Origin of the sequence: Streptococcus sp. 1559 (genome assembly GCF_013276735.1) — a bacterium.
Classification (GTDB): Bacteria; Bacillota; Bacilli; order Lactobacillales; family Streptococcaceae; genus Streptococcus; species Streptococcus pseudopneumoniae.
The window spans coordinates 1-15,729 of sequence record NZ_VMLO01000016.1 but is presented as its reverse complement, the minus strand read 5'-3'; the positions used below and the strand labels follow the sequence as shown (position 1 = coordinate 15,729).

Sequence of the window (15,729 nt, the reverse complement as noted above, 5' to 3'; positions counted from 1 at the left end):
AGTTCATACCAATGGGAGTAAGGCAGAACAGATGAATTATGCTGTTAAGTTAAATGAGAAGGCTCTATCTTTCATCTACTCTGTTATTAAAGGGCATTCTATTGATGGATGGAAGTTGATTAGTGATACTTGGTATTATTATAAGAACAGTACGAAACAAACAGGTTGGCAAAGTATAAATGGCAAATGGTATTATCTTGAAACCTCTGGTTCAATGTCCACAGGTTGGAAATATGTACGAGGAAGATGGTATTATTTAGATAAGACCAATGGTGATATGAAGACTGGTTGGTATAAAGATGGTTCAACATGGTACTATTTAGATCCTACTAATGGAGATATGAAAACAGGTTGGATAAAAGTATCAGGTGAATGGTATTATCTCAATTCAAGTGGTGCTATGGTTACAGGTAGTCAGACGATTGATGGTAAAGTTTATAACTTTGCTTCATCTGGTGAGTGGATTTAATATTGGAGGGTATATACATGAAACTTTTGAAAAAAATGATGCAAGTTGGATTAGCAGCAATATTCTTTGGTTTTCTAGCTACAAATGTAGTATTTGCAGATGATTCTGAAGGATGGCATTTTGTCCAAGAAAACGGAAGAACCTACTACAAGAAGGGGGACCTCAAAGAAACGGACTGGCGAGTGATTGATGGTAAGTACTATTATTTTGATTCTTTATCTGGAGAGATGGTTGTCGGCTGGCAATATATACCTGCTCCATACGAAGGGGTTACGATTGGTTCTTCTCTAAGGAAAGATATTGCTTTTAGACCAGATTGGTTTTACTTTGGTCAAGATGGGGTACTACAAGAATTTGTTGGCAAGCAAGTGTTAGAAGCAAAAACTGCTACAAATACCAACAAACATCATGGGGAACAATATGATAGCCCAGCAGAGAAACGAGTCTATTATTTTGAAGATCAGCGTAGTTATCATACTTTAAAAACTGGTTGGGTTTATGATAATGGGGACTGGTATTATTTGCAGAAGGATGGAGGCTTTGATTCTCGCATCAACAGATTGCCTGTTGGGGAGATAGCACGTGGTTGGATCAAGGATTATCCTCTAACCTATGATGAAGAGAAGCTTAAAGCGGCTCCATGGTACTACCTAGATCCAGCAACTGGCATCATGCAAATAGGATGGCAATATCTAGGTAATAACTGGTACTACCTTCGTTCATCAGGAGCTATGGCAACTGGTTGGTATCAGGAAGGCTCAACTTGGTACTATTTAGATGCTGAAAATGGTGATATGAAAACGGGCTGGCAATACCTTGGTAACAAGTGGTACTATCTCCGTTCATCGGGAGCTATGACAACTGGTTGGTATCAAGATGGTTCAACTTGGTACTACCTAAATGCAGGTAATGGAGATATGAAGACAGGTTGGTTCCAGGTTAATGGCAAATGGTACTATGCTTATAGCTCAGGTGCTTTGGCAGTGAATACGACCGTAGATGGCTATTCTGTCAATTATAATGGCGAATGGGTTCGGTAATGACAGGGAGCTTATAATTATATTAGAACACTCGCTTAATCAAAGAAGTGACTTTGTTGTACTTGACCTGACGATTGGGGAGATTAAAAGCATGTGAAATCTACACATGCTTTTTCGTTAGTTATGAGTGTTGAACTTGACTAACCATTGACAAAAGATAAGAGCAATCAAAATAAGATACAAAAATATCAATGCTAACTGCACCGAAACGCTCGATGCTATGGATAGGGCTAATAGGGAGAGCAGGGACGGGGCGAGAATGTCCACTGTGCTCAGAGCAGAGCCCACCGTCCCCATCTTGTCACTGGGGATATAGGCAAAGACAGCTGCTTGTAGGCGAGGGCTGAGAATGCCGATAATCGTAGAACTGATGAAACTGGTCATGAAAATTACGATATAGGCTTGACAAAGGATACTAGTTATTAGAGCCAATAGGGAAATCTCACAGAAAACCAAGAGGTGCGTGAAACGGATATTTTTAAATAGATTACTGCTGGTCATATTGCCAAGGATAGCTCCACAAGAAATGATGATGGAGAGCAGGGCGAGGAGTTGCCCAATGCTCAGTTGTGCTAGTGTCTGTTGGATGAAGCGGAGGGCAATCAACCGAGGAGACACATCCAAGATGGCAATCATACTGGTCGTCAGAAACAGTAGTATGACGGTATCTTTTAACCTCAGGAGCACAGCCAGCGACTGTTTAAGATGTTGAAAATATTTCTTAAAACTCAGTGCTGTATGTGACATTTCAATCCTTTTTTCAACCTCATACAAGGTATGTCGAATAACATACAGGCCCCAAAAGGCAATGACAAAAGTCAGAGTGTTGATAAGGGAAATAGTTTGAATACTCATAACATTGATAAGGAATGCACCAGCTAGATTGGCGACAATGCGGACAACCCTCATCAGAGACTGCCTGAACCCCATGGCATCATGCAGGTCGTCCTTAATTACACTGATGTAGAGGGCGTTCATCATGTAGGCAGACAGGTAGCTCAAGGTGTCAGAGATAAGGTTGATGATGACAATCATAATGACTGAAACTAATGAAAAGGGCGACAAGACGAGAAATACTGTCAAAATAGCGTAGAGCAGGATTTTGATTTTGGCAATCCAGAGTGCGTGTTTGACTCTATTTTCTTGAAAATCTCCTAGAATTCCGAGAAAGAGTTGCGATAGTAGGGGAACCACCTCTGAAATGGAAATCAGTAAAATCGCTAGCGGAGCGAAATTGTACTGAGCCACATAATTGATAATGGCGAGGTAGAAAATACTGTCGCCGAATGATGAAAAACAGCTGTTTAGCAGCAACTGTCTATATATGTTGTTTGTCCAAAATAATTTCATACATTTCTCCTTATGTCTGCACATCGAATGGGAATTTATTATTTAATAGACACCAATATACCCCATGCTTCCTATTCCGAAGTCAAACAAATCTGCTTTACCACTATCTCCTTGAAACATCAGTAAACCGTGATCATCTCGTTCAGAACATGCTAAAATTACCTGTTGGATTTTTTTCATCAGTAATTTGTTTTGATTGTAGACAGTGGTTTGTAGTAAGCTAGTTATTCCGTGGCAATATCCTGTCATCATTTTTAGATGATGGTCAAAAACAAATTCTTGATATTTACTAATAATATCTTTGTTTCCGTCACAATCGTACATACAAAGATATAAGATTATTCCGGAAATTCCTTCGCACCAAGAAAGTTATAAATTTCCTAAATTTTTAGTATTAGAAGTAATTTTTTCTAATAATTTTTTTAATTCAGTATGGAATGTATGGAGATCATTATAGAACATAGAAGGTTCTAAGACTTTAGAATAGGCAAATAAAGCCTATGCAATTCCACAATATCCATGAGCAAAGCTATAGTCTAAAATGCTTTCTTTGGCTGTATCTCTTTGTAGGAAATAATGCTAAATTTCCCCTATACTATTGTGGATGAAAATTTTAAGAGTATTGTCATTGGTAAATTGATAGTATTTTATTAATGACAATAGGACACCAGATTTTCTCAATGCAAAGTCTATTTCCTCTAGAGTATCATAATTCTCTATTAATTTCTTAGCGGTGACGTTTGCTAATTGTAGATAGTATTGATTTTTACTGATAGAAAATAAATGTAGGAGTAACCATAGATAGCCTGAATCACCAAATAGCAGCGAGTATTGATATTCATATGTGTGTGTCGTTCTAATTGTCACTGCTTTCTTGATGATAGAGAGTATTTTAGAATCCAGTTCTGGGGGGACAATTTATTTAGAGGAAACAGTAGTCCAGCTATTCCGTGTTGGAATGATAAATTACTTACGAAATTTCCAAATTCTGTTGAAGAAGTGATCCTTCCTTCAGAATTTACAGTTTTATCTAGTAAAAATCGTAGAACACTATTACATTCCGTTTTGTAATCATATTTATGTTCCTCTATTTTTTTAATTTTGACTAAATTATTTGTTTGACTTAAATTTAGTAGGTATTGTAACCAAAATAGTTGCTCATCTGTGAGCTGACCTTGAGTATGTGATAGTTCTAGTAATTGAATAGGATCCTTTAGTTAGATTCGATCAATCCATAACATAACAACATTTTTAGGACAACTTGTCAAATATTAGTATATATTTTTACATCTTGAATTGTCAAATTAAGTGCATAACTTTCCCGTAGCATATGTACTGACCCCCAAAAGTTAGACAATTAATTTATCCAAAGGATTTAGTTCTGTACTGCACAGGACTAAGTCCTTTTAGTTTTACCTTAATTCGTTTATTGTTGTAGTAATCAATATAGTCTACAATAGCTTGTTCCAATTGCTTAAGCGACTGAAACGACTTCTCATAACCGTAAAACATTTCCGATTTCAGAATCCCAAAGAAAGATTCCATCATGCCGTTGTCTGGGCTGTTGCCCTTGCGTGACATGGATGCTTGAACTCCCTTACTCTCTAGGAACCGATGATAAGAATCGTGTTGATATTGCCAGCCTTGATCACTATGGAGAATCGTATTCTCGTAGTGCTTCTCTGTGAATGCCTGTTCCAACATTGTTTGTACTTGTTCTAAGTTGGGTGAAGTTGAAAGATTATAGGCGATAATTTCACTATTAAAGCCATCTAAAACTGGTGATAAGTAAAGCTTTTGAGTACTTGCTGGAATGGCAAATTCTGTCACATCTGTGTAGCACTTTTCCATTGTTTTAGAGCCTTCAAATTGACGTTGAATGAGATTCTCTGCCTTTTTGCCAACGTCTCCTTTATGAGAAGAATATTTTCGTTTCTGTCGCATTTTAGCTTGTAAATTGAGTACTTTCATCAAGCGTTGAACTCTTTTATGATTTACCAGATAACCACGATTTCTTAGTTCTAAATGAATCCGACGATAACCATAATTTCCCTTGTGTTCGATAAAAATGGATTGAATTTCAGCTTTAAGCTCTTGATTCTTATCTAGTTTGTCTAGCTGTTTCAAGTGATAGTAGTAGGTCGAACGAGCTAGTTTAATGACTTTTAGAAGAAGATCTAACGAAAACTCAGTCATTAATTCTTGAACAATTTCTGTCTTTCTTCTTTCTCTTCTTTCTCTTTTTCCTCCTTCAATCGGAGTTCTCTTAACTTTTTTAGGATGGCATTCTCCGCTCTCAGGTACTCATTTTCTGCTTGAAGACGTTCTAATTCTGTCCTCTCTTCAGGTCTCTTTTTTGGCTTACGTCCCATTTTAGGTACTCTCCCTCTTGTTTTCTCAACAATAGTATACCCGTTTTTCTTGTATTGTGCTAGCCAATTAAGAAGTATCGTACGACTTGGGAGGCCGTATTCAAGAGAAACTCTATTTTTAGTCCAGCCTTCATGTATGACTTTATCAATCATTTCTTGTTTTAAATCAGGAGAATAGTAACGATTTTTTCCTTTTTTGACGAACTCTATTCCGTAACGATCAATCAATTTAATCATATACCTAATATTAGAATTGTTTATCCCAAATTTATTTGAAAGCTTCTCTAAGCTATATCCTTGTTTTCTAAGTTCATAGATCTGAACTTTATCATCATAAGTTAATTTCATAATAAAAATACCCCAAAAGTTAGATTTTGTCTGTCTAACTTTTGGGGTGCAGTTCACCTAATATTATGCGTTTTTTCCTATTTTAAAGACTTTTATCCACCTATTATACAAAGTTAAATATCCATCACAGTTTACCATTAGCCTTCATTACTTAACCCATTCGCCATTATAGTTTAAGTAGTAACCACCTACTGTGGTATTAACAGCTAAAGCACCTGAACCATAGGCATAGTACCATTTACCATTGACTTGGAACCAGCCTATCTTCATATCTCCATTACTTGCATTTAGGTAGTACCAAGTTGAACCATCTTTCACCCAACCAGTAGACATTGCACCTGATGAACGAAGGTAGTACCAACTGTTACCAACATAAGCCCAACCTGTCTTCATATCACCATTTTGAGCATCTAGATAATACCAAGTTGAACCATCTTTCACCCAACCAGTTGCCATAGCACCTGATGAACGGAGATAGTACCAGTTATTACCTAGATATTGCCATCCTGTTTGCATTGCAGCAGTTGTTGGATCAAGGTAGTACCAAGCTGAACCATCATTTATCCAACCTGCACGTCTTTCACCACCAATATAGTTTTCTCCATTAATTTCTGTTTTAGCTAGATAATACCAGTTAGACTGATCATAAAGCCAACCTGTCTCTAAAGAATGATTCTGATTAAAGTAATAGTTCGTGTAATAACGCTTCTCTTCTTTATCTTCTGAATCTTCTGAATCTTCTGAATCTTCACGTTTTTCCCCGTACTCTTTTCCAACACTGTCTTTTGTTTTAATCTCTAATGCTTTCCAGCCAACAAATTCTTGTAGTACCCCATCTTGTCCAAAATAGTACCACTTGTGTTGAAGGCCGATTTCATTAACTGGTTGGTTATCTAATAAATCATCACGATAACCTGTTCCAGGAATTTCTAAGTATTGCCATCCAACTACCATTTCTCCTTTATCACCAAAATAGTAAGTTTTTCCGTCTATTTTATGCCAATAGATTGCTTTATGAGCATCTTTTACATAATATTTTCTATTATCCTTATCAACAAATTGGCCACCTGTGGTATCCGCAAAAACAGTATTTGTAGCTAGCAAACCAAAGAAAAATGCTGTCAGTCCAACTTGCATAGTTTTTTTCAAAAGTTTCATTTATATGTCCTCCAATATTAAATCCACTCACCAGATGAAGCAAAATTATAAACTTTACCATCGATAGTTTGGCTACCTGTTACCATAGCTCCACTTGAGTTAAGATAATACCAGTTTCCTCCTACTTTTATCCAACCTGTTTTCATGTCTCCATTAGTAGGATCTAGATAGTACCATGTTGAACCATCTTTATACCAACCAGTCTTCATATCACCATTTTTATTATCTAAGTAATACCATCTGCCTCGTACATTTTTCCAACCTGTTGCCATTGAACCAGAGGTTCCCAAATAATACCATTTTCCATTTACTTTTTGCCAATCTGTAAGCATCTTACCAGAAGCATCTAGATAGTACCAAGTATCATCTATTTTCTGCCAACCCGTTTGTTTATCATGTTGTTTATAATAGTACCAACTGCCACTTAATTTTTTCCATCCTTCAAGAGAATATCCTTTAAGTACTGAATAAATAAATGATAAATTCTGTTCATTTAATTTTACTGCGCTATTAACTTGGTTAGCTTCATCTCCCAAAGTATGTACTCCGACTACACGGTGACTAGCATCATAAACAGCAGATCCACTTGATCCCCCCAAAGTATCAACTTGATAATTCAAAAAAGTACCATCATCACTTAAAACTTGTTTTTTATCTGTATACATTTGATGAATTCCAAAATCATATGATGGATATCCTGTAATCGTCACTGGTGTTCCAGCCAAATTTTTCTGACTATTTGGAAGCCCCAGTGTTCCCAATTTTGCGCCAACAGGCTCTTCTAGAATTAATAGAGCCAAGTCATATTTCGATGCATCTCTAGAATTTAAAGTTCTAAATTCTTTCAAATAACGAACTTCCTTAACCTTGATTTTTCCAAATGGTTCCTGATCTGGACTAGCTGCTGGAAGTACATAAATAGCATCCGCTTCTTTTCCATATTTATGACTGTAGAAGTTATGAGCTGCTGTAATTAAAACATTATCTTTAATAAAATTCGCGCTTCCTCTTCCTTCTATATTCGTTCCATTGGCTACACCATTGTACTCAGACAAAACCATAGCTGAAGTTGAATACGGATATTGTAGAGTATTATCAATTTTAACCAAATCATCATTACCGATAATTACTTCTGATTGATTTTGGTAATATGAACCATATGTTGGCGAAATCTCAGGAAGTGAAAAATTATTAGTTTCTGGACTTTCCTGTAATGTTTCACTCACCTCATATTCTTCACCTGTACTAGAAATAACAGTCAAAGCAGATACTGTCGACAACTGGCTAGCCAATAAAGTACTCGCAATAATTGAAATACCCAATTTTTTATAAAACGTTTTCTTCATTATTTTTATCCTCCTAATGTGATTATAGCATACTATTCTAAATTTCTCAATCTACTATAGAATCAAGAAATCTATCACCTTCTGTAAATACCCTCCATTATCACATAAACAGGTAAACTTTTCAATTAATGACTGCGCTTTTCAATCACGATAGAGGTACTTGCTTGCTTCTTTGATACTAAGTTCAGCCATTCTTTCCTTGTTTTTCTCAATAAAGCATGTTACCCAAGTTGGATTCGTTTTGGAGTAGTCTCGCAGAGTCCAGCCAATGGCTTTATTGGTAAAAAATTCTGTTTGGTTCAAGTTATGAAGGAGAATCTTTTCCATTAATTGAGTATTGGTCTTCTCTTTTCTTAATAACTGGTGGTCAATAGCGACGCGTCTCAACCAGATATTGTCTGACAGGCTCCATTGGAGGGTTATTTTTTCCAGTTCCTGCTTCTCATACACCAAACTCCCTACTACTCGATCTAGGATATCCACCGTATCCCACCAAGACTTGGTAACAACCAACTGCTCTAGCTTAGGCAAATCGCTGTCCTTTAAATAAGACTGCATTGCTTTCAAATAGTTAGCAGCCACATACTGGTATTCTCTAGATTCTTTTTCCCAGCAAGTATCTGCAAAATCCCAATCGATAATCTTTGTTTTTTCGCTTCTGGAAAATATTTTTATAGAGTTTATTTCTTTCAGGCACCGCAATACCTAGAAAAGAAAATTGATGGCGCATATGGGCTTCCATGGGTCTTGCTTTTTAGAGTCTTTTGCTGCTTCTAGCTCCTCAAGTAAATCTGCTAAACTCATCTAAAACTCCTCATGCCCCACCAAGTGGTGCTGAAAGGCATAGACCGCTGCCTGGGTGCGATCGCTGACCTCAAGTTTGGCAAGGATATTGGACACATGGGTCTTGACCGTCTTAAGAGAGATAAAAAGTTCATCAGCGATGCGCTGATTTTCGTAACCCTTGGCAATCAGTTGGAGAACATCTCGCTCACGCGCAGTTAGGTCCTCATGAAGTTCCATGTGATTTCGGTGATATTCGACCTTCTTGCTGACCTCTTGCTCAATGGCCAGCTCCCCAGCAGCCACCTTACGGACGGCATGGAGTAGTTCGTCGGCACTAGAAGTCTTGAGCATATAGCCCCTAGCACCAGCATTTAAGACAGGCATGATTTTTTCATTGTCCAAGTACGAAGTTACAATCAAAATCTTGGCTTCAGGCCATTCTTTAAGGATAGCCAAGGTCGCGTCAATTCCATTCATCTCAGGCATGACAATATCCATGACAATAACATCTGGACGCAATTCCAATGCCAAGTCAATACCTTGAGACCCATTTGCAGCCTCGCCCACAACTTCTACATCGTCTTGGAGGTCAAAGTAGCTTTTCAAGCCCAATCGGACCATTTCATGGTCATCTACCAGTAAAATTTTCATCTTTACTCCTTTATCATTCCTTATCGAGCAGGGGAATACGAATATCAACTGCCAGTCCTTGCTTGGGAGCTGTCAATAACTGAACCGTCCCTGCCATATCTTCAACCCGCTCCTTGATATTGCGTAGTCCATAACTCAGGTCGTCTAAACTCCCTAACTGGAAACCAATCCCATTGTCCACCACCTTCAGCTGCAATTCAACATCTGTCTGATAGAGATAGACATCCAGACAAGATGCCTGGGCATGGCGAAGGGTATTGCTGATCAACTCTTGCAGAATACGGAAGATATGCTCCTCGATTTTTTTAGGCAATTTCGTCACATTTTGCTTGAAACTAACCTTGAGATCACTCTTATCCTCAAGCTCTTTTAAAAGGATTTGAATTCCTTCAACCAGACTCTTCTGCTCCAGCTCAACTGGTCGCAAATGCAAGAGCAAGACCCGTAAATCCTTCTGGGCAGTTTCTACAATAGCTGTGACACTCTGCAACTGGATCTGCATCTTTTCTCTATCCAATTTCAAAGCCTGTTGACTGACACCTGACAAAATCATGTGAGCCGCAAACAACTCCTGACTGACGGTATCGTGCAAATCCCGAGCAATTCGCTTCCGTTCTTTCTCGATGATTTCCTCTTCCTGAGCAAGGCTGTGATTTTCAGCCTTTTGAAGAGCTTCTGTCAAAAGGTTAAGTTTACCTGACAAGGACTTGAAACTGACATCCAAATCTGGATCTGCAACTTGAACCACTTCTTGCCCTGCCAATAAACGCTTGAGATTAGCCTGCATTTTTCTTAGAGAAAGCTCTTCAATACCTCGCCAAAATAGGGCTAAGAGACAGGTCATGGACATGCTGAACACCAACAACAAAAAGACAAATTTTTCTGTTTTTTCGACATCATGCAAGAAAATAGACCAGTCAAAATCAAGGATTTCCATCAAGCTGTGGGAGAAAAACAAGACAAATAAGATGGAGGTGAGAACAATGATTACATAGGCTTGTTTTTTCATCCTCTGACCACCTCCACATCCCCAATCATAGTAGTCAAGAAAATCTTGACACTCTTGTTACTCTTGAGATAGTCTCTTGTTTCTTGATGATAGTGTTCATTGCGAAGGGCTCGCTTGGGCTGATTGAAAAAATTCAAATCCCCATAGAGACAGTTAACGCTAAGGCTGACTTCCACATCTACAGGTACAATGATTTTGGTCGTTCCTACCATCTTTCTGAGGATAATGACATTGTCATGATTGGTTAGAATCACCCTCTCCAGATGAATGGTGTCCTTGCCCATGAGACGAAAGAGATTGATATCATCAAACTGGCAAGTTTGATAACTTGAAAAATGATGGAGATTGCCAAACCAACGATTTTTCTCCTTCTTAACCGTCACAACCTCTTCAAAAACCAAATTTGTCTGCTCTTTTTCCTGGTTCATCATCGGGTAAAGAAGAAAGAGACTATAGATGACCGCAACAAAAATAGCTAGAATCACAAAAGGATTGAGCATGACGATGAAAAAGAAGAGAATGCTTGCCACCACTAAAAGAAGATTATTGCCCTCTTTACCAGTGTAATAGCGAATCAAAAGCAAAAAGAGGAATAAAATCAGCAGAAAACGTGAAAAATGCTCTGAAACCATCAAAATCAGAGCTCCCGTCAAAAGACAGGCTTCGATAAATAAAAAGATTTTAAATTTTCTCATAGGTTGATCCTCTCCTTTCTATTTTATCACACTTCAAAAAAGTCACCTCAGTCTGAGGATGGAAAAAAGGCGGTGGTCACGCCTTTTTCATCTGATCCTTTGCTTCTTTTAATTTTCCATAAAGAAGATAGTCTACTTTTTGCAAATCTGCTATGGTGGCACAATTAAGAGCACACATAATCAAACGCAGATCGTCTTTCCAGCCTTGAACAATACCAATCACTTCTTCAACTGAATAGGTTTCAACCAATTCCAGAACTGTTCGTGACAGTCCTACAGCTTTGGCACCAAAGACCAAACACTTAATCATATCCAGCGGATTCCGAACGCCTCCACTAACCAAGAGTTCGACCTTGTCTTTCCATTCTTGGGCGTTGAGTAGGGCCTGCACGGTAGACTGTCCCCATTGATTGAGGTAATCACGCTGGCCACTGCGACGGTTTTCGATATAGGCAAAGCTGGTGCCACCACGACCTGATAAATCCACTGTACGAACACCCAGTTCATAGGCTCTCTCGATGGTCTTGGCATCCATTCCAAAGCCCACTTCCTTGAGAACAATAGGAACAGGAATTTGCTGGCTATAGTCTGCCAGATGCGATTGCCAGCTTCTGAACTTCCTTTCTCCCTCAGGCATAAGCAATTCCTGCATGACATTGACATGCACTTGCAGGAGAAGAGGATGCATCTCTTCTACAGTCTGAAGGCCTAACTCGACAGGCTTGTCCAATCCAATATTGGTTCCAAGGAGGAGATTGGGATGACTAGACTTGACAGAAAAAGAGTCATCTGCTGGATCTTTGAGTGCTGCGCTATAAGAACCCGTTACAAATAAAATACCACAGGCTTCTGCCACTTGAGCCAACTTTTGATTGATTTCTTTACCTTTTTCACTCCCACCTGTCATGGCATTGATATAAAAAGGAAAATCCCACTTTCGACCAGCAAACTCTGTCGACAGATCGATTTCATCCAGATTGTAAAGAGGCAAGGAAGAATGAAGCAGCTCCACCTCATCAAAGCTATTATAGGAAATTTTCTGCTCAAGGGCATAGCGGATGTGCTCATCCTTACGATTTGTCGTCATGTCCTATCCTTTCTTGGTATAAGAGCTCAATCCCCAGATCGGCCCAACGGTTTTTTAGGGTTTCAGTTGATTGCTCATCAAAACTCAAGGAAATACCACAATCACCACCACCAGCGCCACTGCTTTTGGCAACGGCTTGCAAATCTTGACTGGCTTCTTTCAGCTGTCTAAGCGAAGGCGTATAAATATCTGCGCTCAAGCCTTCTAAGAGATTGCTGGCTGTTTCCACCTGCTCAATAACTTTTTCGGATTTCCCCTGCTCCAAGGCTTCTACCAGAGAAGCCACTGTTTCTTTTGAGGAACTTAAAAAATTCTGATTGATATTTTGCTTGATTTGTTGAACCATATCACTAGATACAGCCACTTCCTTGGTCCATCCCACTAGGAAATCACATTCTAAAGTTGGTTTCACTTGTGAAATTGAAAAGTCCCAATCACGCTCTAAAACAGTCGCCAAATTTTCTTCTTTCAACCAAGCTGCTACCTGCTGGCGATCAAATGACTGGTAAAGAACCAAATCCTCTGCCACAATACAGGCAAGATCCCCCATAGACCCATTGTCTCCGCGCTTGAGCAAGACAGCGCTAGCCAGCTTGAACAAAAGCTCCTGATCAACCGAAAGCTTATACAGAGCTAGCAGAGCCTTGATGACCAAAACAACGACGCTACCGCTAGAACCTAGACCAAACTTTTTCCCTTCCCGTTCCATTTTTCCTCGAATTTCTAGAGAAAAATGTCTTAAAGTTTGACCTCGATAAGTCAGGAAATCTTCCACTAAAGCAATCGTTTCTTGAATCAAGCTGTAGTCAGAATTTGGCGCCAAATCTACTGCGAAATCAAACAGATCTGAATAAATACGGTAGCTGTCAGAAAAAGCAATATCGCCCTTCATATAGATGGGAATGGCCTTTATCAAGGCCAACTGTCCGGGCTCTAAAATAGCATATTCACCTGCCCAATAGAGCTTTCCACAAGTTTTAACAGCAATCATCTTGACTCAAATCCTTTGTTTTTGACACAATCAAGCGGTAACGTTGACCGAAGATTTTTGATAAATGCTCCAAGTCTTTCTCTTGACAAAGAACTTTGACATTAGGACCGGCATCCATAGTAAAGTAGCAGGCCTCTCCTTGCTCGCGAAGTTGACGAACAAAGTCCATCGCTTCATAAGATGAATCGGTCAGATAAGAAAAGGCTGGTGATGCTGTTTTTGTCGTAGCGTGCATAGCAAGAGCATTTTTCTCCGTTAATTCTCCAATCTTGGCAAAGTCATTTTCCTTGAGATAAATCAGCATATCCTGATAGTCCTTCTCAGACTGACGAACCCAGTCGTCAAAAGTCGTCGAAGTCTCCACACAAAGTTTCATCCCGTCACGGCTAGAGATTGGTTTTTTCTTGTCCTCTAGCACCAACATGATCATAGCTAGTTTCAAGTTTGTCTCTACAGGGTAAATTCCCCCACTATCCTTGTCCCAGGCACCTAGTGGTCCATAAAAACTCCGAGAAGAAGAACCTGAGGCAAACTTAGCCTCCTGTGCCAACTGACTCCGAGACAAACCAAGCTGGAAATAAGCATTACAAGCCTTGACCAGGGCGGACAAACCACTAGAACTTGAGGACAGGCCCGCTGCCGTAGGCATATTATTTTGAGTATCGATACGGACAAAGCCCTCACCAGCTGGACGATAACGGTCAATAATCTTACTCATCTTGGCATGCTCGACCTCATTTTGTAGCTGAGCATTGATGTAAAATTCGTCAGCTGTTACATTGGCTGGTAAAGGCGACAAGGTCGTCTCTGTATACATATTTTCCAAAGTTAGAGAAATACTGCTAGTAGCAGGCACTATCTCTTTTTCTTTTTTCTTTCCCCAATATTTGATAATAGCAATATTTGCGTAGGAACGTACTGTTACAGGCTCTCTATCCATGTCTGAACAGCTCCTTTCTCTTCTAATCTTTCTGCTAATTCTTGTGCGTGTGTCAAATTATCTGCCAAGGCTATAATACAGCCTCCTAGCCCACCACCGCTCATCTTGGCACCCAGAGCACCATGGCTAAGAGCCGTTTCAACCAGATGGTCTGCCTCAGGGCTACTGACCCCAATTTCTTTTAAATGTAAATGCGCTTGACTGAGGATTTGTCCCAGTTCTTCAGCATCTTTTTGTGAAATCGCATCCTCTGCCTGCTGGGTCAATTCTCCCAAGGCATGCAAAAATGGTAGGGCATCCTTGCCCTTATTTTGAACCACTTGGATGGCTTCACGAGTATGACCATAAACACCCGTATCGGCAATCACCAAATAGGCGGATAAATCCATCTCAAGTTCTGTAAATCCTACGTTCTTGATAAAGCGAATAGGTTGGTCACTGAGACAGGTCTTAGCATCCAAACCACTAGGATTCATATGGGCAATCATTTCAGCTCGATTGACCAAGATTTCTAGTACATCATGAGGCAGATCGGCCTGATAGTAGTCAAATACCGCACGAATGGCCGCTATGCTGATAGCCGCTGACGAACCCATCCCCCGTTTCTCAGGGATAGCCGAGTCAATCTCACAACGAATGCAGGCTTCTGTGATATCCAAATACTCCAGTGAGGCATAAACCGCCATGGACAAGGTATCCTCCTCATAAAGGCGCCAAGGACTCTCTGCAGGAACTACCTTACAGGTCACCTCCACCTCCAAAAGAGGCAGGGAAATGGCAGGATAACCGTAAACGACCGCATGTTCCCCTATTAAAATTATCTTACTATGTGCCTGACCGACACCAACTTTTTTTGTCATTTTTTCCTTTTACTAGACGAAAAACGTCTTATTTTTCATACAAGTATTAATTCTTTCCTATCTATTTTATTATATTTTCACAAAAAAAGCGATTGTTTCCATTCACAATCGCTTCTTTCATTATTGAACCCATTCGCCATTATAGTTGACAGAATAGCCATTTACAGTCGTATTCACTGCCAAGGCACCTGAGCTATAAGCGCGTAGTACCATCTGCCATTGACCTGGAACCAACCTGTCGTCATAGAACGACGAAAGAAACTCCATACCGTTAAGTAAAGAGGAAAGTCGTGAGGGAGCATGCGCCATTGACAACCTGTTTTAGTGACGTACAAAGTCTCATTAACAAGTACTCGTTTCGGCCATTTATAGGTGCGGTGTTTGGAGAAATAGGGTTCAATCTCCCAAGAGGCATAGGGGTGCGCATAATAGATATGTTCCTCAGAAAATACATCAGACAAGCGGTTAAATTCTGTACCATTATCTGCCGTGATGGACAGAATCTTGTCTTGTTTTAAGATGAGTTTTAAAGCCTGATTGACCGCCTCAGCACTTTTATTTGGAATCAATCGGATAATTTGATGCCTAGTCCTTCGATCAGTTAAGACCAGTAAACAATAATTTTTC

The 15,729-nt window shown here is 39.5% G+C and carries 14 protein-coding genes and 3 pseudogenes; 2 read left to right on the top strand and 15 right to left on the bottom strand.

Annotated features, from left to right (window positions below; translation table 11 throughout):
• A pseudogene (locus HT688_RS03265) lies at nt 1–469 on the top strand (choline-binding protein G); the annotation flags it as partial.
• A gap of 17 nt (nt 470–486) precedes the next feature.
• Nucleotides 487–1,509: a choline-binding protein CbpF gene (gene cbpF / locus HT688_RS03260; RefSeq protein WP_000771087.1), complete on the top strand. Its 1,023-nt coding sequence runs from the start codon at nt 487–489 to the stop codon at nt 1,507–1,509.
• 117 nt (nt 1,510–1,626) lie between these two features.
• Here the strand turns inward: cbpF and HT688_RS03255 are convergent, their stop codons facing one another.
• From HT688_RS03255 to HT688_RS12265, 15 genes and pseudogenes are all read right to left on the bottom strand, one after another.
• Entirely contained in the window at nt 1,627–2,859 is a 1,233-nt protein-coding gene (locus tag HT688_RS03255) for an MFS transporter (RefSeq protein ID WP_000765700.1), read from the bottom strand.
• Nucleotides 2,860–2,901: 42 nt separating this feature from the next.
• Nucleotides 2,902–3,183 carry a hypothetical protein gene (locus HT688_RS03250; protein ID WP_031222508.1) on the bottom strand — a complete coding sequence of 94 codons (282 nt, stop codon included), beginning with the start codon at nt 3,181–3,183 and terminating at the stop codon, nt 2,902–2,904.
• Between the two features lie 205 nt (nt 3,184–3,388).
• Nucleotides 3,389–3,726: pseudogene (locus tag HT688_RS11665) on the bottom strand (lanthionine synthetase LanC family protein).
• A gap of 495 nt (nt 3,727–4,221) precedes the next feature.
• A protein-coding gene (locus HT688_RS03245; protein ID WP_172923564.1) for an IS3 family transposase occupies nt 4,222–5,579 on the bottom strand; the annotation gives its coding sequence in 2 pieces (ribosomal slippage) (nt 4,222–5,138 and nt 5,138–5,579; 1,359 coding nt in all).
• A 147-nt stretch (nt 5,580–5,726) separates the two neighbouring features.
• Nucleotides 5,727–6,737: a choline-binding protein CbpJ gene (cbpJ, locus tag HT688_RS03240; RefSeq protein ID WP_172923563.1), complete on the bottom strand. Its 1,011-nt coding sequence runs from the start codon at nt 6,735–6,737 to the stop codon at nt 5,727–5,729.
• A gap of 17 nt (nt 6,738–6,754) precedes the next feature.
• Nucleotides 6,755–8,083 carry a trypsin-like peptidase domain-containing protein gene (locus HT688_RS03235; RefSeq protein ID WP_000750730.1) on the bottom strand — a complete coding sequence of 443 codons (1,329 nt, stop codon included), beginning with the start codon at nt 8,081–8,083 and terminating at the stop codon, nt 6,755–6,757.
• A gap of 141 nt (nt 8,084–8,224) precedes the next feature.
• A pseudogene (locus HT688_RS03230) lies at nt 8,225–8,887 on the bottom strand (DNA alkylation repair protein).
• On the bottom strand, nt 8,888–9,520 hold the full coding sequence (locus tag HT688_RS03220; RefSeq protein ID WP_000698415.1) for a response regulator transcription factor: 633 nt from the start codon (nt 9,518–9,520) through the stop codon (nt 8,888–8,890).
• Nucleotides 9,521–9,533: 13 nt separating this feature from the next.
• On the bottom strand, nt 9,534–10,529 hold the full coding sequence (locus HT688_RS03215; protein WP_000743691.1) for an envelope stress sensor histidine kinase LiaS: 996 nt from the start codon (nt 10,527–10,529) through the stop codon (nt 9,534–9,536).
• On the bottom strand, nt 10,526–11,224 hold the full coding sequence (liaF, locus tag HT688_RS03210) for a cell wall-active antibiotics response protein LiaF (protein WP_001224643.1): 699 nt from the start codon (nt 11,222–11,224) through the stop codon (nt 10,526–10,528). The genes HT688_RS03215 and liaF overlap by 4 nt, the downstream gene beginning before the upstream one ends.
• 76 nt (nt 11,225–11,300) lie before the next feature.
• Nucleotides 11,301–12,311 carry a type 2 isopentenyl-diphosphate Delta-isomerase gene (fni, locus tag HT688_RS03205; protein WP_172923562.1) on the bottom strand — a complete coding sequence of 337 codons (1,011 nt, stop codon included), beginning with the start codon at nt 12,309–12,311 and terminating at the stop codon, nt 11,301–11,303.
• On the bottom strand, nt 12,295–13,302 hold the full coding sequence (locus tag HT688_RS03200; RefSeq protein WP_172923561.1) for a phosphomevalonate kinase: 1,008 nt from the start codon (nt 13,300–13,302) through the stop codon (nt 12,295–12,297). The genes fni and HT688_RS03200 overlap by 17 nt, the downstream gene beginning before the upstream one ends.
• Nucleotides 13,289–14,242 (bottom strand): diphosphomevalonate decarboxylase, encoded by a 954-nt coding sequence (gene mvaD, locus HT688_RS03195; protein WP_000373448.1) that lies wholly within the window; start codon nt 14,240–14,242, stop codon nt 13,289–13,291. The genes HT688_RS03200 and mvaD overlap by 14 nt, the downstream gene beginning before the upstream one ends.
• Complete coding sequence (gene mvk, locus HT688_RS03190; protein ID WP_000163312.1) at nt 14,224–15,102, bottom strand: mevalonate kinase; 879 nt, start codon at nt 15,100–15,102, stop codon at nt 14,224–14,226. Before mvk ends, mvaD begins: the two co-directional genes overlap by 19 nt.
• Before the next feature lie 173 nt (nt 15,103–15,275).
• Nucleotides 15,276–15,729: transposase (locus HT688_RS12265; RefSeq protein WP_172923560.1), on the bottom strand; the 454-nt coding region annotated here is incomplete at its 5' end.

Coding starts and splice junctions, on each gene's coding strand:
- HT688_RS03220 (WP_000698415.1), bottom strand. CDS start 9,520: ATGAAAATTTTACTGGTAGATGACCATGAAATGGTCCGATTGGGCTTG.
- mvaD (WP_000373448.1), bottom strand. CDS start 14,242: ATGGATAGAGAGCCTGTAACAGTACGTTCCTACGCAAATATTGCTATT.
- HT688_RS03215 (WP_000743691.1), bottom strand. CDS start 10,529: ATGAAAAAACAAGCCTATGTAATCATTGTTCTCACCTCCATCTTATTT.
- mvk (WP_000163312.1), bottom strand. CDS start 15,102: ATGACAAAAAAAGTTGGTGTCGGTCAGGCACATAGTAAGATAATTTTA.
- cbpJ (WP_172923563.1), bottom strand. CDS start 6,737: ATGAAACTTTTGAAAAAAACTATGCAAGTTGGACTGACAGCATTTTTC.
- HT688_RS03235 (WP_000750730.1), bottom strand. CDS start 8,083: ATGAAGAAAACGTTTTATAAAAAATTGGGTATTTCAATTATTGCGAGT.
- HT688_RS03255 (WP_000765700.1), bottom strand. CDS start 2,859: ATGAAATTATTTTGGACAAACAACATATATAGACAGTTGCTGCTAAAC.
- fni (WP_172923562.1), bottom strand. CDS start 12,311: ATGACGACAAATCGTAAGGATGAGCACATCCGCTATGCCCTTGAGCAG.
- HT688_RS03200 (WP_172923561.1), bottom strand. CDS start 13,302: ATGATTGCTGTTAAAACTTGTGGAAAGCTCTATTGGGCAGGTGAATAT.
- cbpF (WP_000771087.1), top strand. CDS start 487: ATGAAACTTTTGAAAAAAATGATGCAAGTTGGATTAGCAGCAATATTC.
- liaF (WP_001224643.1), bottom strand. CDS start 11,224: ATGAGAAAATTTAAAATCTTTTTATTTATCGAAGCCTGTCTTTTGACG.
- HT688_RS03250 (WP_031222508.1), bottom strand. CDS start 3,183: ATGTACGATTGTGACGGAAACAAAGATATTATTAGTAAATATCAAGAA.